General features: G+C 61.4%; 14 protein-coding genes. 12 read left to right on the top strand and 2 right to left on the bottom strand.

The genetic code is table 11. The features are described from left to right. Positions 1-209 precede the first annotated feature (209 nt). The 5 genes from HB676_RS12160 (at position 210) to HB676_RS12140 (ending at position 6,694) form a co-directional block, all read left to right on the top strand. Positions 210-2,477: an acyl-CoA dehydrogenase gene (locus tag HB676_RS12160; protein WP_213738037.1), complete on the top strand. Its 2,268-nt coding sequence runs from the start codon at positions 210-212 to the stop codon at positions 2,475-2,477. Further along, positions 2,477-3,760 (top strand): acetyl-CoA C-acetyltransferase, encoded by a 1,284-nt coding sequence (locus HB676_RS12155; protein WP_213738036.1) that lies wholly within the window; start codon positions 2,477-2,479, stop codon positions 3,758-3,760. The genes HB676_RS12160 and HB676_RS12155 overlap by 1 nt, the downstream gene beginning before the upstream one ends. Positions 3,761-3,762: 2 nt before the next feature. Then, positions 3,763-5,856, top strand: coding sequence for a 3-hydroxyacyl-CoA dehydrogenase NAD-binding domain-containing protein (locus HB676_RS12150; protein ID WP_213738035.1), 2,094 nt, complete (start codon positions 3,763-3,765; stop codon positions 5,854-5,856). A gap of 32 nt (positions 5,857-5,888) precedes the next feature. Further along, positions 5,889-6,323, top strand: coding sequence for an acyl-CoA thioesterase (locus HB676_RS12145; RefSeq protein ID WP_213738034.1), 435 nt, complete (start codon positions 5,889-5,891; stop codon positions 6,321-6,323). Positions 6,324-6,502: 179 nt separating this feature from the next. After that, positions 6,503-6,694 carry a hypothetical protein gene (locus HB676_RS12140; RefSeq protein ID WP_213738033.1) on the top strand — a complete coding sequence of 64 codons (192 nt, stop codon included), beginning with the start codon at positions 6,503-6,505 and terminating at the stop codon, positions 6,692-6,694. A gap of 47 nt (positions 6,695-6,741) precedes the next feature. Here the strand turns inward: HB676_RS12140 and HB676_RS12135 are convergent, their stop codons facing one another. Continuing rightward, positions 6,742-7,380, bottom strand: coding sequence for a TetR/AcrR family transcriptional regulator (locus tag HB676_RS12135; protein ID WP_213738032.1), 639 nt, complete (start codon positions 7,378-7,380; stop codon positions 6,742-6,744). A gap of 67 nt (positions 7,381-7,447) precedes the next feature. Between HB676_RS12135 and HB676_RS12130 the strand changes: the two genes are divergently transcribed. Next, on the top strand, positions 7,448-8,938 hold the full coding sequence (locus tag HB676_RS12130; protein WP_213738031.1) for an FAD-dependent monooxygenase: 1,491 nt from the start codon (positions 7,448-7,450) through the stop codon (positions 8,936-8,938). Between the two features lie 3 nt (positions 8,939-8,941). Here HB676_RS12130 and HB676_RS12125 read toward each other — a convergent pair whose 3' ends face one another. Continuing rightward, positions 8,942-9,202, bottom strand: coding sequence for a hypothetical protein (locus HB676_RS12125; protein WP_213738030.1), 261 nt, complete (start codon positions 9,200-9,202; stop codon positions 8,942-8,944). 531 nt (positions 9,203-9,733) lie between these two features. On the opposite strand from HB676_RS12125, the gene HB676_RS12120 reads away from it, so the two are divergent. From HB676_RS12120 to HB676_RS12095, 6 genes are all read left to right on the top strand, one after another. After that, the gene (locus HB676_RS12120) at positions 9,734-10,900 is read left to right on the top strand and encodes a zinc-binding dehydrogenase (RefSeq protein ID WP_213738029.1); all 1,167 of its coding nucleotides are present in this window, start codon (positions 9,734-9,736) and stop codon (positions 10,898-10,900) included. Between the two features lie 129 nt (positions 10,901-11,029). Beyond that, a complete protein-coding gene (dctA, locus tag HB676_RS12115; RefSeq protein ID WP_213738028.1) occupies positions 11,030-12,406 on the top strand; it encodes a C4-dicarboxylate transporter DctA in 1,377 nt (458 codons plus the stop codon). 96 nt (positions 12,407-12,502) lie between these two features. Then, entirely contained in the window at positions 12,503-13,384 is an 882-nt protein-coding gene (locus HB676_RS12110) for a hypothetical protein (RefSeq protein ID WP_213738027.1), read from the top strand. A 313-nt stretch (positions 13,385-13,697) separates the two neighbouring features. Beyond that, positions 13,698-15,209, top strand: coding sequence for a sugar ABC transporter ATP-binding protein (locus tag HB676_RS12105; RefSeq protein ID WP_213738026.1), 1,512 nt, complete (start codon positions 13,698-13,700; stop codon positions 15,207-15,209). Beyond that, positions 15,199-16,161, top strand: coding sequence for an ABC transporter permease (locus HB676_RS12100; RefSeq protein WP_213738025.1), 963 nt, complete (start codon positions 15,199-15,201; stop codon positions 16,159-16,161). Before HB676_RS12105 ends, HB676_RS12100 begins: the two co-directional genes overlap by 11 nt. Then, positions 16,158-17,171: an ABC transporter permease gene (locus HB676_RS12095; protein WP_213738024.1), complete on the top strand. Its 1,014-nt coding sequence runs from the start codon at positions 16,158-16,160 to the stop codon at positions 17,169-17,171. The genes HB676_RS12100 and HB676_RS12095 overlap by 4 nt, the downstream gene beginning before the upstream one ends. The last annotated feature ends 9 nt before the right edge of the window (positions 17,172-17,180 follow it).

The raw sequence follows: 17,180 nt of genomic DNA, 5'->3' as shown, positions 1-17,180 counted from the left end.
CAGCAACTAACGCTTAACATTGCGTTTTCCGGAACCGTTGCGGTGCCCGGCCGTTATCAGTTTCGCGTTACCTTTATGTCGTAACTCCCGGTGCGACGGATATCTCACGCTGTCTTGCCCGTGCTTTCCTGCTAATTTGAATCACCTGTTCTGCGCCGGCAAGCCGGCCGGCTGCCAAATCGCTTCGCTTCGATCATGAGGACATGGCCATGAGCTTTCGCCGCGATTTCGTCACCAAGCCGATCTTCTCCTGGGCGCGCGGCGTATTGCCGTCGATGTCGGACACCGAGCGCGAGGCGCTGGAAGCCGGCGATGTCTGGTGGGACGCTGACCTCTTCACCGGCAATCCCGATTGGTCGAAACTGCTTGCCAATGCGCCGGCGACCCTGACCGCCGAAGAGAACGCCTTTCTCAACGGCCCGGTCGATGAACTCTGCGCGATGCTCGACGACTGGAAGATCAATTGGGAATGGCGCGATCTGCCGCCGGAAGTCTGGGACTTCATCAAGGTCCATAAATTCTTCGGCATGATCATCCCCAGGGAATATGGCGGGCTTGGCTTCTCGCCCTATGCGCATTCCGAAGTGGTGCGGAAGATCTCGTCGCGTTGTCTGGCCGCTGCCGTCACCGTGATGGTGCCGAACTCGCTCGGCCCCGGCGAATTGCTGATGCGTTTCGGTACCAAGGACCAGCAGCAACAATGGCTGCCGCGTCTGGCCGATGGGCGCGATATTCCCTGCTTCGGGCTTACAAGCCCGGAAGCCGGCTCCGATGCGGCCGCGATGATCGACAGCGGTATCATCTGCAAGGGTAATTTCGAGGGCCGCGAAGTGCTGGGGCTACGCCTCAACTGGCACAAACGCTACATCACGCTCGGCCCGGTCGCGACGCTGCTCGGCCTCGCCTTCAAAGCGTATGATCCGGACCATCTGGTGGGATCGCAGGACGAACTCGGCATCACCGTGGCGCTGATCCCGACCCACCTGCCCGGCGTCACCATCGGCCATCGCCATCTGCCGGCGATGCAGGTGTTTCAGAACGGCCCGAACTGGGGCAAGGACGTCTTCATTCCGATGGACTACATCATTGGCGGCCAGGAACGTCTCGGCCAGGGCTGGAAGATGCTGATGACGGCGCTCGCCGCCGGGCGCGGCATCTCGCTGCCGTCACTGTCCGCGGCCGGTGCGGCCTATGCCGCGCGCACCACTGGCGCCTATGCCCGCATCCGTGAGCAATTCAATGTTCCCATCGGAAAATTCGAGGGGATCGAGGAGCCGCTGGCGCGGATTGCCGGCACCGCCTATTTGCTCGATGCCGCGCGGCGGCTGACCTGTGCGGCGCTCAATCAGGGCCATCATCCGGCTGTCATTTCCGGCATCATGAAGCTGCAGGCCACCGAGCGGATGCGGATCGCGATCGATGACGCGATGGACATCCATGGCGGCAAGGCCGTGATCGACGGCCCGCAGAATTACATCGGCAATCTCTATCGCTCGGTCCCGGTCGGCATCACGGTCGAGGGCGCCAATATCCTGACCCGCAATCTGATCGTGTTCGGGCAGGGCGCGATCCGCGCGCATCCCTATCTGCTGCAGGAAATGAATGCGCTCGGCGAGTCTGATCGCGCCAAGGGTCTCGACGCCTTCGACACCGCGTTCTGGAAACATGTCGGCCACAGCGTGACCACGCTGTTCCGGGCATGGGGCCGCAGTTGGACCCGCGGGATGTTCGCGCCGGCGCCCGACGCCGCGGAGGCGACCGGATTCTATCGCCAGCTTTCGCGTTATTCCACGGCCTTTGCGCTCTGCGCCGACATGGCCCTGTTGACGCTGGGCGGCGCGCTCAAGCGCAAGGAAATGCTCTCGGCGCGGTTCGGCGATATCTTGTCCGAATTATATCTGCTGTCGGCCGCGCTGAAGCGGTGGCAGGACGAGGGCCGTCAGGCCACGGATTTCGTCCTGCTTGAATGGTGCATGGCGAGCGGCTTTCGCACCATCGAAAACCGCTTCGCGGAAATTCTCGCAAACCTGCCTAACCGGTTCGTCGCCTTCGTGCTGTCATTCCTGATCCAGCCGTTTGGCGCGCGCGTGCTCGGCCCGTCCGATCGCGTGATTCATCAATGCGCGCAGTTGATCCTGGAGCCGTCGGCGGCGCGCGATCGGTTGACGCCGGATCTGTCGCATGTTGACGACGACGGCGGCATCGCCCGGCTGGAGAAGGCGTTCCTGCTGGTCACCGGCGCGGAAGACATCGCCAGGCGGATGCGGGCTGCGCATATTCGCGACGCGAAAGAAGCCGTGGCCAGAGGCATCATCACGCAGGTCGAGGGCGATCAGCTCGTGGCGGCGCATGAAGCGGTGTCGAAAGTGATCGAGGTCGACGATTTCGCGCCCGAGGCGCTGTCGCCGATTTACAAGAAGCCTGCCGACGTGCATCAATTTTTCCAGGAACTTGGCGAGACGCGGGCGGCAAGCTGATGGCGCGACCAGTTTACATTATCGACGGCAGCCGGACGCCGTTCCTCAAAGCGCGTACCGGGCCCGGACCGTTCACCCCGGTCGATCTCGCCGTGCAATGCGGCCGGCCGCTACTGGCGCGGCAACCCTTCGCGCCTACCGCCTTCGATCAGGTGATTTTGGGGTGCGTCAATGTCATCGCCGACGAGATGAACCCGGCGCGGGTCGCAGCCCTTCGTCTCGGCATGGGCGAAGCGATGGTCGCCTTCACGGTGCAGATCAATTGCGGCTCCGGCATGCAGTCGATCGATACGGGTTATCGTTACATCCGCGAGGGTGTTTCGGATCTGATCCTGGCTGGCGGATCGGAAGCGTTGAGCTATGCGCCGCTGGTCTGGCCGCAGCAGGGCGTGCGCTGGTTCGCTGGACTGGCCGGCGCCAAGGGCATTGTCGCCAAGCTGGCGGCGCTTGCCAAAACGCGGCCGTCATTCTTCAAGCCGATCATCGGGCTCGAACGCGGTCTGACCGATCCGATCACCGAACTCAACATGGGGCAGACCGCCGAAGTGGTGGGGCATCTCTTCGGTATCACACGCGCCCAATCGGACGCCTATGCAGTGGAAAGCCACAAGCGGCTGGCGAACGCGCAGGCGCAGGGTTTTCTGAAAGGCGAGGTCGAGACCGCGTTCGCGCGCGACGGCAAATTCTACGATCACGATGACGGCGTGCGGCCGGATTCCTTGCCGGAGAAACTGGCAGCGCTCAAGCCGGTATTCGAGCGGCCCTGGGGCCAGGTCACCGCCGGCAATTCCTCGCAGATCACCGATGGCGCTTCATGGACCATCCTGGCATCGGAGGAAGCCGTCGCCAAGCATGGCCTGACGCCAAAGGCCGTGATCGTCGACAGCCAATGGTCGGCGCTCGATCCCTCCATCATGGGCCTCGGTCCGGTGCTGTCGGCGACCGAACTGCTCAAGCGCCACAGACTGTCCTTGCAGGATATCGAGACCTGGGAATTGAACGAGGCGTTCGCGACGCAGGTGCTGGGCTGTCTGGCGGCCTGGGAAGACGAAAAATTCTGCCGCGAGATTCTTGGCCTTGAAGGCGCAGCCGGGCAGATCGATCGCGCCAGATTGAATGTCGATGGCGGCGCCATCAGCCTCGGGCATCCCGTCGGCTGCAGCGGCAATCGCATCGTGCTTCATCTGGTCAATGCGATGAAGCGTTTGGGGACCAAACGCGGCATCGCCACCGAATGTATCGGTGGCGGGCAGGGTGGCGCGATGCTGATCGAGATGGTGTGATCATGGATAGCAGGATCATGGACGTTCTCGGTGACCGCGTGCTGGAGCTTGGACCCAAGCCCGAGAGCGGCCCCTATCGCCATTTCAAGCTGACGCGCGATAGCGACGGCATTGCGTGGCTATTGTTCGATCGCGAAGGCGCCAGCGCCAACACGCTGTCGTCGGATGTCATGGCGGAATTCAACACCGCACTGGCATCGCTCGAAAGCCAGCGCCCGGCCGGACTGGTCATTCGTTCTGCAAAAACCTCCGGCTTCATCGCCGGCGCCGACGTCAACGAGTTTCGCGGCGCGACCGATCCAAAGGCGGTCGAAACGGCGATCGGGCAGGCCCACGCGGTGATCGACCGTCTTGAAGGACTTAAGGTTCCGACCGTCGCTGTGATCCATGGCTTCTGTCTCGGCGGCGGTCTCGAAGTCGCGCTGGCCTGCCAGTCGCGCATTGCGATCGACGGCGCGCGCTTTGGCTTTCCCGAGGTGATGCTGGGCCTGCATCCCGGCCTCGGTGGTACCGCGCGCTTCACGGGCCTGGTCAATCCGATGCAGGCGATGACGCTGATGCTGACCGGCAAGACCATCGATGCGCGCAAGGCAAAGTCGCTCGGGCTGGTCGATGCCGTGACGCAGGAGCGTCACGTGCGCAACGCGGTCAAGGATGCGGTGCTCGGCCGTTTGAAGCGCGCCAGACCGGTTCTGCTCAATACGGTGTTGAATCTCGGTCCGGTCAAGGGCTTCCTGGCGTCGCGGATGCGCGCCGAGGCCGAAAAGGCCGCGCCGCATGAGCATTATCCGGCGCCTTATGCGCTGATCGATCTCTGGGAAAAGCACGGCGGCGACAAGGTCGCGATGCTCGCGGCTGAAAAAACCTCATTCGCCAACCTGATGGTGACGCCGACGGCGCAGAATTTGATCCGGGTATTCTTCCTGCGTGACGAGATGAAGAAGACCGCGGGCTCCGGCAACAAGATCTCCCATGTTCATGTCATCGGCGCCGGCGCGATGGGCGGTGACATCGCGGCGTGGTGCGCCAATCAAGGCTTGCGGGTGTCGCTCGCCGACATGAAGCCGGAGCCGATTGCGGGTGCGATGAAGCGCGCCGCCGATCTGTTCGGCAAGATCATCCACAAGCGCACCGATGTGCGTGACGCGCTGGACCGGCTGGTGCCCGATCTCGACGGCGAGGGCGTGCGCAATGCCGATCTGATCATTGAGGCGGTGCCGGAAAAGCTCGAGCTAAAACAAAAGGTCTATGCGGGCCTCGAGCCGAAGATGAAGGCCGGCGCGATCCTGGCCACCAACACCTCCAGTATCCCGCTGCAGGACTTGCGCACGACGCTGAAATCTCCGGAGCGGCTGGTCGGACTGCACTTCTTCAATCCGGTTTCCCGGCTGCAACTGGTCGAGGTCGTCAGCCATGACGGCAGCGATCCGCAAATGCTGAAGCAGGCGCTGGCCTTTGTCGGCGCCATCGACCGGCTGCCGCTGCCGGTCAAGAGTTCGCCGGGTTTTCTCGTCAACCGCGCGCTGACGCCCTATATGCTTGAGGCGATGGTGATGCTGGATGAGAAGATCGACAAGACCACCATCGATGCCGCGGCGGAAAAGTTCGGCATGCCGATGGGGCCGATCGAGCTGGCCGATCAGGTCGGTCTCGATATTTGTTTGGCGGTCGGCGACATGCTGCGCTCGAAGTTCGGCGATCTCTTGCCGCCGACGCCGGCCTGGTTGCGTGAAAAAGTCGCCAAGGGCGAACTCGGCCGCAAATCCGGCAAGGGATTCTATCTTTGGAAGGACGGCAAGGCCGACAAGTCTTCCGGTTCGGCCTCGACCGCCGAGCCGACGCCGGAAATGATCGACCGGCTTGTTCTGCCGATGTCGAATGTCTGCGTCGCCTGCCTGCGCGAAGGCATTGTCGACAACCCCGATACTGTCGATGGCGCAATGATTTTCGGAACAGGTTATGCGCCATTTCGCGGCGGTCCGCTGAATTATGCGCGCAGCCGCGGACCGGAAAATGTCGCCTCGGCCCTGCGTGAGCTGGCGGCGAAGTTCGGCGGCCGGTTCACGCCGGATGCCGGCTGGGATAGTTTCAAGTAACGCCGCATCCGATTCGACAGGGCTCCCCAGACATGACCGACACATCCGCCGTTCACGCCCCGCCGAACATGGAAACCGAACCCAACGGCGATCTCTGCACGCGCGCACTGGCGATGCCGGCTGACACCAACCAGAATGGCGATATTTTCGGCGGCTGGCTGCTCAGCCAGATGGATCTCGCCGGCGGCGTGTTCGCCTCCAAGACCGCCAAGTCGCGCACCGTCACGGTGGCGATCGAGGCGATGAATTTCAGGAAGCCGGTTTTCGTCGGCGATCTCGTTTCCGTGCACGCCAGCCTGGTTCGTGTCGGCAAGACCTCGATCACCGTGCATCTGGAGGCCTGGGTCCTTCGCCGCAGGGAAGTGCATTCCATTTTGGTGACCGACGGCAATTTTACCTATGTCTCGATCGACGATCAGGGCCATCCGCAGGTGATTGCGCAGGTCGAGGCACCGGTTTCCGTGTGAGGGTGAGGAGTCATTCCGGGATGGTGCGCCAGCACCAGACCCGGAATCTTGAGATTCCGGGTTCGCATCTTCGATGCGCTCCGGAATGACGGGCTAAGTGCATTTTTCATCACCCGGAACTTTTCCTCACCATTCCGGTTATCCGCGCGCATTGAGCGTAAAGGGCGCGGAATAGTAAAATGTCGGACTCTTACATCATCGAAGTTCTCTCGAAGGCGGCGGGTATCGTCGTGCGCGATCTCGGGGGCTACCGGTTTTTCGCGGCAACCCAGCGCTTTTATTCGATGGACGGACAGCTGTTTCGCAACGCCCGGGAAGCCGAACGTGCGGCGATCCGGCTCGCCGGCGGCGGACTGCCGCGGGTTGCTTGATAGGGGTTGAGGCGATGCGATCTTCTTCAGATCGGTAATTGCCACCTTCAGGCGTAAGGCGTCCCAGCCATTGCGGCTTTCAAGCCGGTGCTTCCCTTATCGACAGCAGCGAGAAAGGCGGCGTTCGCTTCCTTTGTATTTCGCGTTTCTCGAAAAGTCCGGTGAGCCTCGATGAAAGCTGCGGTCCAGGTCGCCAGGAGCAGGCTGGCCGCCAGATAGGCGTCGGGATCGGCAGCTTGTCGCCCTACGCATTCTGACAGCGCCACGGTGACGACTTGCGCAAGCTCATCGCGTATCGCCCTGGCGCGCGCCTTGAGGGTTTCGCTGGCCTCGATCGTGTCGATGAAGCGCTGGCTCCTGGCGGAAAATTCGGCGTAGGGGCTTCGGTCCGCAATCATCCGATGCGCCAGCAGACGTAACGTCTCGATCGGCGCGATGTTGGGATCGCGTTGCCGCAATGCTTCGCGCAGCATCTCGCGGCCTTCCTCGTCGAGATCAAAGAACATGTCCTCCTTGCGGGGGAAGTAATTGAACACCGTCATCCGTCCGACGTCGGCGGCGGCTGCGATCTCGTCCACCGTCACATGATCGAAGCCGCGCTCGATGAAGAGGCGCGTGGCGATGTTGGAAATACCTTGTCGCGTGGCAAGGCGCTTACGGGATCGAAGGTCAGATGGAATTGACATGGAGCTCCCGATAACATATCCATATATGTACTAAGTACATATATGGATTAAGTATATGATAAAAGCGATGGAAAATCAGGCAGATGTCGTTGTTGTGGGAGCCGGTCCGGTCGGGCTCTTGGCAGCGATCGAGCTGTCTTTGGGCGGCGTGCACGTCGTCGTATTGGAACGCTTGGCCGCCCCAAGCATGGTCTTGAAGGCAGGCGGCATCGGGCCGCTGGGGATCGAGGCTCTGCAGCGGCGCGGCATGGCTACCGATATCGCTGCCGCACAGGCGCGCAGCATGGCGATGATGGCGCAGTTCGGCGGGCTGAACGGAGCGAGCCCGCGTGGTGGTGGGCCGAAGATCAGCGGTCATTTCGCAGGCCTGGTCTTGATCCGCGCGGACGCGCAGAAGGAGCCGGAACGGCGCAGCAGTCCGGTGGACCAGCAAGCCATCGAAGCCATGCTGGCCGATCGCGCGGGTTCCCTCGGAATCGATATCCACCGCGAATGTGACGTGACCGGACTGGTGCAGCATGTGGACGGCGTCGATGTGGCGTGGACCTCTGCGACCGGCGAAGGCCATATCCGCTGTTCCTATCTCGTCGGCTGCGACGGTGGGCGCAGCCGTGTTCGCAAAATGGCCGGCTTCGATTTTCCCGGCTCGGAACCTACGCTGACGATGTATCAGGCGCTGGCCGAAGTCGACTATCTCGAACGCTTCCCCCGTGGCTTTCGTTATACGTCAGGCGGCATGTTCGGGGCTCTCCTCGGCCGGATATTCATGCTGGACTTTAGCGGGCCGCCGAAAGACCGGGACGCGCCGGTGACACGGGAGGAGTTCGAGGCTGTGTTGCGTCGTGTCAGCGGCGTGGATGTCCGCGTCAAGGCGTTCGAAAACGCCAGCCGATGGACCGACAATACGCGGCTTGCCGATACCTACTGCCGGGACCGCGTGCTGCTTGCCGGCGATGCGGCGCATGTCCACTCGCCGTTTGGCGGTCAGGGCATGAGCCTCGGGCTCGCGGACGCCGCGAACCTCGGCTGGAAACTCGCCGCGGTCATTCGCGGCGAGATGCCCGAAAGCCTGCTCGATACCTACACGGCCGAGCGTCGGCCCGTCGCCGAAGCCGTTCTGGCCAACACGCTCGCGCAAGCGGCTATCATGCGGCCAGATCCACAGTCGGCCGCGATGCGCGATGTGGTGGCGAAGCTGTTGGAATTCGACGACGTCAATCGTTTCATGGGCGAAATGATCAGCGGCCTTTCCATCCGTTACGATCTCGGATCGGAACGGGACGACGTCGGACGACTGATCGGCGATCGGCCGATCAGTCATGGTGACATCGAGACCTCGCTGTACGCAGTCATGGAGGATGGCATGGGCGTTTTTCTCGACGCTTCAACCGGCCAGAAGGCTTCGGAACTCGTTGCCGCCACGACGCAGAGGATACGTTGCGTCACCGTTGATACGGGGCCTTCGATGCTGATCCGTCCCGATGCCTGCGTTGCCTGGGCCGGCGAGGAGAACAGCGCAGACGGATTGCAGGAAGCGGTCCGTCGCTGGTTTCGGTAATTTCTAATCCGAGGCCAGCAGCCGGAAGCTGGGCCGCACGGGGCGGCGGTAGTTGGAATCCGGAGGCGTGTACACGGGAAAGCGCGCGCGCTCCGACTTCATTTTCAGATATGTCTTGAGTTCGACTTCGCTCTGCCGGATCTGGTTTCGAATCTCGCGGCGATCGAACGTGGTGAGGCTTGGGCTTGCCAACTGGCCCCAGGCGACCCTTTGCAGTTCTTGTAACGCATGGATATCGCGACTTAGGATGTCTGAGTCAGTCATGCTGCCGGTCCGCCCTTGAGGAAAAGCGGCCTTAAGCTGTAGTGCTGATTCCTAAATAATCATTAACCGGGGGGCGCCGGGCACGGCCGGCATAATGGCAACCTGTCTCACCGGCTCGCCGCAGAACTTTCAATAGCCTCCGGTATCCGCAATAGTTTCACATGGTCAAAACACCCGGAAACTGAAGTGGCCGGCGGGACGAAAATTCATTTGCTTTGGGATCGAAGATTGTCCCTACTGCAGCGATAAAAATAACAACGGGTGGAGCGCGGTAATGGAATCCGCAAGCGAGAGATGAGAAGTACTTCGCAACTAAAGTACTTGGCAGGGTTACAGCGTTGTGCCGATTTTTCCGCCCGCAGGGGGGAGGCGACGGCATTCGCGGCAGTTCGGCGTCCATCCATCCCATCAGGATTTATCCATCAAAGCCGCCGGTGAATGACCGGCGGAACGCGTAGTGCCAGGTCGTGTTGATTTAGTCAGCAGATCACGCTGCGGCCCAATGTATCAGGACACACCCAGGGAGACCCCATGTACAAGCCCGACAACGTCAAGACCTCGCCCGATTTTCCGATTCCCGACACGATGCGCGCCTGGGTGCTGGGCGATCCCGATCAATTGACCCTGACCACCAAACCGGTGCCGGTGCCGAAACGGGCCGAAGTTCTGGTTCGGATCGACGCGGTTGCGATCTGCGCTACCGATCTCGAAATCATCCATCACGGCCCGCCGGCGATGATCCAGGGCGGTCTGCCCTACAACAAGAATTTTACGCCGGGCCACGAATATATGGGCACCGTCGCAGCGCTCGGACCCGGCGTCGATGAGTACAAGATCGGCGATCGCGTCACCGTTGAAATCCACGCCGGCTGCGGACAGTGCAAGCGCTGCCGCGAGGGGATGTATACGGCGTGTCACAATTACGGCCTGAACTACGGCGACGTCGACAAGGGACACCGCGCCAACGGCTTCACGACCGATGGCGGATTTGCCGAATACGCCGTCAACAGCATCAACACGCTGGTGCCGATCTCCGACGCGATGTCGGACGAAGAGGCGACGCTGGTCGTCACCGCCGGAACAGCGATGTATGGCCTGACCGAACTCGGCGGCCTCGTCGCGGGCGAGAGCGTCGTCGTCACCGGGCCCGGACCGATCGGGCTGCTCGGCGTGGCCGTCGCCAAGGCGCTCGGTGCCCATCCGGTGATCCTGACCGGCACGCGCGACAACCGTCTCAAGATCGGTCTCGAACTCGGCGCCGATTACGTCGTCAATGCCAGGAACGAAGATCCGGTTGCGGCCGTTCGCAAGCTCAATGGCGGCAAGGGCGTCGACTATGTCGTCGAATGTTCGGGGGCGCCGGAAGCCGTCAACGAAGCGGCGCGCATGGTCAATCGCGGCGGGCGCATTTGTCTGGCGGCATTTCCGGGCAAGCCCGCCGAAGTCGATATCGCCTATATCGTGCGCAACAACATCTACATCTACGGCATCCGGGGCGAGGGCAAGAGCGCCACGCATCGCGCCGAGGCGTTCATGGCGCAGAAGCGATTTGACGCCACCAAGGTGCATACCCACACCTTCGCGCTGGAAGACCTGCCGACGGCGCTGAAATACGCCCGCGAGCGCATCGAGGACGCCATCAAGGTTGTAGTAAAGACCCATGGCCATGCCGCGATCAAGAGCGTGGCGGCCGAGTAGTTGGCGTTAAGCAAGACGCTGGCCGCGATAGCGGCCAGCGGCGGCGCGTTTGCGCGAGCTGCAAATAAAACGAATCAAGAAGAACTTGAGACCTGATCGATCCGTCTTTCGCTGCTGGGTGGAAAATCGATGTCCGCGCTCGAAGTCGATCATACTTCCGATATTGCCAATATCGGGTTGCCGGCCAAGGCCGCAACGCCGCTCTATCGCAAGCTCTATGTGCAAGTGTTGATCGCGGTCGCGCTCGGCGCATTCGTCGGTTACGCCTATCCGGATTTTTCGGCCTATCTCAAGCCGTTCGGCGACGCCTTTGTGCGCGCAATCAAGGTCGTGGTGACGCCGATCATCTTCACCACCATCGTGGTCGGCATCGCCAAGATGGGCGATATCCGCCGCGTCGCCAATGTCGGTGTCAAGGCGCTGGTCTATTTCGAGGTCGCCTCCACGCTGGCGCTCGTGATCGGAATGACCGTCGGCAATCTGTGGAAGGTCGGCGTCGGGCTCAACGCCGATCCCGCGGCGTTCGATCCCAAGGCGGTCGATGCCTATGCCAAGCTCGCCAAGACCGTGACGCTGTCGGACTTCCTGCAGTCGATCATCCCGGCGTCGTTCATCGAGCCCTTCGTCAAGGGCGACATCCTGCCGGTGCTGTTCATTGCCGTGCTGTTGGGATCGGCGCTCAGCATCGCGCAGTCACGCGGCAAGCCGGTGGTGTCGTTCCTGGAGTCAGCCTCGGTCGCGTTGTTCGGCATGGTGCGGATCATCATGTATTTCGCGCCGCTCGCAGCCCTGTGCGCGATGGCCTTTACGGTCGGCAAATACGGCCTGCGGACGTTGCTTGATCTCGGCGAACTCGTCGCCTCGGTCTATCTTGTGAGCATTCTATTTGTCCTGATCGTGCTCGGCGCCTTCCTGAAACTGTCCGGCTTCAATGTTTTCCGGGTACTGAATTACTTCAAGGACGAGATCCTGTTCGTGTTCGCGGCGACCTCGGCCGAAACCATGATGCCGCGCTCGATGCAGAAGCTGGAGAAGGTCGGCGTATCGCGCGAGGTCGTGGGCCTGGTGATGCCCGGCGGCTTCTCCTTCAACATGGACGGCACCGCGATCTATATGACCACGGCGGTCTTGTTCCTCGCCAACGCCTTCAACGTTCACCTCTCGATCTGGCACCAATTGAGCGTGCTGTTCGTGATGCTGTTCACCTCGAAGGGCGCGGCTGGCGTCACCGGGGGCGGCTTCATCGCGCTCGCGGCCACGCTGCCGGTGGTGGATGCGGTGCCGGTCGCCGGTATTGCATTATTGCTCGGGGTCGATCGCTTCATGGCAGAAATCCGTGCCGCGACCAATCTGACGTCGAACATCATCGCGACATTGGTGGTCGGACGCTGGGTTGACGGCGTCGACATGGAGACCGCGAACGCCGAATTGCAGGCAGGCTTCGTCGAGACCGAGGAAACGCGGGCCTGGGACGGCCATGCCGGCGATGTCAGGCCTGTGCGATGACGCCCCTACAGTGCCGCCGCAATCCATATCGCCGAAGTATTGGATTAGGCGTCACCCTTGCCTATGATACGCCCTAACGCATCCGGGAATGCATCCATGCAGCAGAAATTCGACCGCGCCGCAGAAGACCTTGGCAATTCGGTTCACCTCGAACACGTCAACGTCCAGGTCCCCGACCAGCATCTGGCGACATTGTTCTATGTGACCGGGCTCGGGCTGACGCGCGATCCCTATCTGATGGTGTCCGACACCAATATGTGGATCAATGCCGGTCGCAACCAGTTTCATCTGCCGAGCGGCGAAGCGCAGGTGCTGCGCGGCCATACCGGCCTTGTGATCTCGGGGCGTGCCGCGCTGCTCGAACGGCTGGCGTCGGTTGCCAAGAAATTGCACGGCACCAAATTCGCCTTCAGCGAGCATAATGATTACGTCGAGGCGATCTGCCCCTGGGGCAATCATGTGCGCTGCTATGAGCCGGACGCCGCGCGGTTCGGGCGCATTACGCTCGGCATTCCCTATGTCGAGTTCGATGTTCCGCTCGGAACCGCAAAAGGCATTTGCGATTTTTATCCGCAGATCCTGGGGACGCCGGCGCAATTCCACAATGGCGACGGCACTCTCGCTCGCGTGGAGATCGGCAAAGACCAGTATCTGCTGTTCCGCGAGACCGACCGGACGCAGCCGGACTATGACGGCCACCATGTGCAGATCTACGTCTCGGATTTCTCGGGTCCGTACCGCCGGCTCGCCGAGCGCGATCTGATCTTCAGCGAGGATAACCAGTATCAGTATCGTTTTCGCGATATCGTCGATCTATCAAGCGGCAAGCACCTGTTTACGATCGAGCATGAGGTGCGCAGCGTCACCCATCCGATGTATCTGCGGCCGCTCATCAACCGCAATCCGGCGACGACCAACATGAATTACTCCCATGGCCACGACCAATGGGAGTGGGCGATGGGGCCGAGCGACTATTGAACGGCCCATAGCGATTGTGCGCCCTACGGCGTGCGAGGGCTGGCAGCATCGACTGCCGGCCCCACTTTTTTGAGCTGATTTTCTTATGCGCCGTGACTTGCTGTGCGTGGACGCGTCAATTGACGGGTCCCGATTGGCTATCTTCTACTCTCGATAGATCACGGTCATAGCGGCTATCGCACCTCCTGAATTGTCGCCCTGAAACCACGCTGGCAAAAAATGCGGCATTCGTGCCGAATATTTGCGCTTGTGCGAATAACGAAACGCTACGTATCGTAAGACGGTTCAACCATTCTCCTGAGCAGGGATCGCCATGGTCGCGTCGGTGCTGATGTCGGCGACAAAACTGACGAAGCGCTTCGGGACGAATATCGTTCTCGATGGGATCGATTTTACGCTTCAAGAGGGAACTGTTCACGTCCTGATGGGAGAGAACGGCGCCGGTAAATCGACGTTTATCAAGATGATCGGCGGTCTGTTGCAGCCGGATGGCGGTGAAATCCGCATCAGGGGCAACACAGTCGACTTGCGCAATCCGGCCGTCGCAGCCGCGCACGGCGTGCGCGTTGTCCATCAGGAAATTCATCTCGCGCCAACGCTAAGCGTTGCCGAAAACATTTTTCTGAACGCAATGCCGCGCCGGTCGTTCGGCCGGATCGATCGTCGGAAGATGCGACAGGACGCCGCAGAGATGTTATCGCGCCTCGGAGTGCGGCTGGACGTTGATGCGCCGGTCGAAACTCTGGGTGTCGCGCAGCGACAGCTTGTGGAGATCGCGCGAGCGCTGGCCCGCAAGGCCGAGATACTTATTCTCGATGAACCGACCGCAGCGTTAAGCGCGGCCGAGGTCGATGCTTTGCTTGAGCGGTTGCACTTATTGAAGGCGCAAGGGCTCGGGCTCATCTATATCTCGCATCGTATGGAGGAAGTGCGGCGCATCGGCGATGTTGTCAGCGTGCTGCGTGACGGGCGGCTGGCCCTTTCGCAGCCGCTCGCTGCTGTCACTGATGACGCGCTGATCGAGGCAATGATCGGCCGGTCCCTTGAGACAATTTCGACCCGGGCAGAGGGAGCCTTGGGGCAGACTGCACTTCATGTGCAAGGGCTCTCGTGCGCTGACGTGTTCGAGGATGTGACATTTTCCATTCGCGCGGGGGAAGTTGTCGGCGTCGTCGGCCCGCTCGGGTCGGGCTTTGTCGATGTGGGCCGGGTCATTCATGGAGTTCAGCCTATGTCCCAGGGTATGATCTCCGTATTCGGGAAAGACCACCGGCCGGAGCCGCGCAGATCGATGGAGGCGGGCATCGCCTTCGTACCGGAGGACCGAAAGCAGACGGGGTTGATGCTGAAATCAAGCGTCAGGCGCAATGCGAGTGCCGGTTTGTTGCGGGAATTGACCAAACGCGCCGGTTTTATCGCGGGCGGCGACGAGTGTCGCAAGGTTGACGACATCATTCATTCGCTCGCGATCAATACGCCGGACGCGTCGTCGCCAGTGACGACGCTAAGTGGCGGCAATCAGCAGAAGGTTGTGCTCGGTCGCTGGCTGTTGCGAAATCCAAGGATTTTGATCCTCGCTGAGCCTACGCGCGGCGTTGATGTCGGTGCCAAGGAGGCGATCTATGCGCTATTGCGACAGATTGCCGGGCGAGGGGGCGCTGTTCTTGTTTTAACAAGCGATCTAATGGAAGCCGCGCTGATCTGTGACCGCGTGAAGGTGATGCGCCGCGGCCGCATTGTTGACGAGTTGCCGAAACAGAAGCTGTCGGTCGCCGCGCTGGTGAACTCACTCTATGGCGATGGAGGGGCGGCGCGTGTCGCTTGATCGGCGCTTTCGCCTGACTCAGCTCTTTATTCCCGCAGTGCTCGCCGGCGCGATAGTCGCTGTCAGCTTCCTTGAGCCGCGGTTCCTGTCGTCACGTAATCTTATCAACATATTGATGCAAGCGGCGCCGCTAGTCATAGCGAGCCTCGGCCAGGCGATTATTATCACGGCTGGCGATATTGACCTGTCGCAGGGTGCCGTCGTTGCCCTTGCCGGGGTGGCGGGTGTCGTGGTCGGCGTGCAAACCGATTCAGTCTTGCTTGCGTGGCTCACCGTAGCCGTCGCGGGCGCATCTCTCGGTGCGCTTAACGGCATACTGGTTGGCTGGTTCAAGATCCCCGCCTTCATCGCGACCGCCGGCATGCTCACTTATGCGGACGGCTTCGCGTTCCTGACCTCGGGCGGTCTGCCGGTCGAATTTCCGCCGGACGGCTATAGCTGGTTCGGCCGCGGCTTCATCAAGGGCGTGCCGGTTTCGGTCCCGTTGATGGTCATCACGGTCTTGCTTTGCTGGCTGGTGATGGAACGCACGCGCGTGGGTCGAGCGATTTATCTTGTGGGTGACAACCGGGATGCTGCACGCATTGTCGGTCTCTCGCCCGAGCGCTACCGTCTCTATGCGTTCTGTATCGGCGGCTTTTTGACGGGGCTTGCAGCGATTGTTCTGACGGGCCGGATCGATAGCGCGCCGCCCAGTCTGGCCCCGAGCCTGCAATTCGAGACGATTGCAGCCGTGGCCATCGGCGGCATAAATATGACCGGCGGCCACGGACAGATCTGGCGTGCGGCGCTGGGCGCTGCGCCGATTGCGATCGTCACCAATATTCTCAATTTGCTCGGTGTCGATACGGCCTATCAACTGGTTGTCATCGGATCGGTGACGATTGTCGTCGTCGCTTTCCAGTATGTATCCAGGCTGCCGATCAGCCTCAAATGGGGATTGGCGAAATGATCGGTGCCGCACCCATGCGGAAGCTTGCGCTCGCGATCGGTCCGGCAACCGTCGTGCTGGGCATTCTTGTTTGCTATTTCTCGATCGAGGTGCCTTCGTTTGCAACGGGCGGGAATGCGAGCAATATTCTTCGGCAGGCTGCGCCGCTTGCGCTCGCCGCGCTCGGGCAAATGCTTGTCGTGCTGGTGGCTGGTATCGACATCAGCACCGGCGCCGTTGTTGCATTGGCCAGCGTCAGTGCTGCGTTGACGGCTGTGCATTTCGGCGCGTCTTTCGGCCTGGTGGCCGGCGTGGCTGCCGGCGCGCTGGCCGGAGCCACCAGCGGCGTCGCGGTAGCTTACTTGCGGGTTCAGCCGGTTATCGCGACCATCGGTATGTTGTCGATCGCGCGCGGGCTCGCATACCTCTTCAGCCAAAGTTCGCCGGTGCAGGGAGTGCCCGATAGTTTCCTCTACATCGGTGCCGGTACGGTCCTTGGGATACCCGTTCCGTTCATCTGCCTTTTCCTGGTTGCGGTGTCCGGTTGGTACTGGCTGACCTGCACGCAGAGCGGGCGGTTTCTGTTCGCGCTTGGCGGATCGGAAGAGGCCGCTGCGGCATCGGGCATCGATACGCGGCTCTGGAAGGCAACGGCATATGCTGTTGCCGGTGCGTTGTTCGGCCTTGCGGCGCTCATTTACACCGCGCGTTCGGCGTCGGGCCAGCCGACCTTTGGTGAAGGGCTTGCCCTTGAGACAATCGCCGCGGTCGTGTTGGGCGGAACGACGCTCGGCGGTGGCCGTGCCAACGTCGCGGGGACGATCCTTGGCAGCGTGATCATCACAACGCTTTCGAACGGCATGGATCTCGCCGGTGTATCGCCCTACCTGCAACGCATTATGCTCGGCGTTGTCACGGTTCTCATCGTGTTATTCTCGGTCACACGTAAGCGGTTGAGCGAGCGGACCAAAGCTAAAAAAGTCAAGGTTGACACGCAGGCACCGGCGTCCCGTCGGGTCATGCTCACCTGAAAGAAAGTA

Source organism: Bradyrhizobium sp. dw_411 (assembly GCF_018449695.1).
Taxonomy (GTDB): Bacteria; Pseudomonadota; Alphaproteobacteria; order Rhizobiales; family Xanthobacteraceae; genus Bradyrhizobium.
The sequence above is the reverse complement of the archived record's forward strand: the minus strand, read 5'-3'. Positions and strand labels throughout refer to the sequence as shown.

Bases quoted from the DNA above. Each gene is read 5' to 3' on its own strand.
- HB676_RS12140 (WP_213738033.1), top strand. From the start codon at position 6,503: ATGTCGGACTCTTACATCATCGAAGTTCTCTCGAAGGCGGCGGGTATC.
- dctA (WP_213738028.1), top strand. From the start codon at position 11,030: ATGTCCGCGCTCGAAGTCGATCATACTTCCGATATTGCCAATATCGGG.
- HB676_RS12160 (WP_213738037.1), top strand. From the start codon at position 210: ATGAGCTTTCGCCGCGATTTCGTCACCAAGCCGATCTTCTCCTGGGCG.
- HB676_RS12130 (WP_213738031.1), top strand. From the start codon at position 7,448: ATGGAAAATCAGGCAGATGTCGTTGTTGTGGGAGCCGGTCCGGTCGGG.
- HB676_RS12150 (WP_213738035.1), top strand. From the start codon at position 3,763: ATGGATAGCAGGATCATGGACGTTCTCGGTGACCGCGTGCTGGAGCTT.
- HB676_RS12135 (WP_213738032.1), bottom strand. From the start codon at position 7,380: ATGTCAATTCCATCTGACCTTCGATCCCGTAAGCGCCTTGCCACGCGA.
- HB676_RS12145 (WP_213738034.1), top strand. From the start codon at position 5,889: ATGACCGACACATCCGCCGTTCACGCCCCGCCGAACATGGAAACCGAA.
- HB676_RS12125 (WP_213738030.1), bottom strand. From the start codon at position 9,202: ATGACTGACTCAGACATCCTAAGTCGCGATATCCATGCGTTACAAGAA.
- HB676_RS12110 (WP_213738027.1), top strand. From the start codon at position 12,503: ATGCAGCAGAAATTCGACCGCGCCGCAGAAGACCTTGGCAATTCGGTT.
- HB676_RS12155 (WP_213738036.1), top strand. From the start codon at position 2,477: ATGGCGCGACCAGTTTACATTATCGACGGCAGCCGGACGCCGTTCCTC.
- HB676_RS12105 (WP_213738026.1), top strand. From the start codon at position 13,698: ATGGTCGCGTCGGTGCTGATGTCGGCGACAAAACTGACGAAGCGCTTC.
- HB676_RS12095 (WP_213738024.1), top strand. From the start codon at position 16,158: ATGATCGGTGCCGCACCCATGCGGAAGCTTGCGCTCGCGATCGGTCCG.
- HB676_RS12120 (WP_213738029.1), top strand. From the start codon at position 9,734: ATGTACAAGCCCGACAACGTCAAGACCTCGCCCGATTTTCCGATTCCC.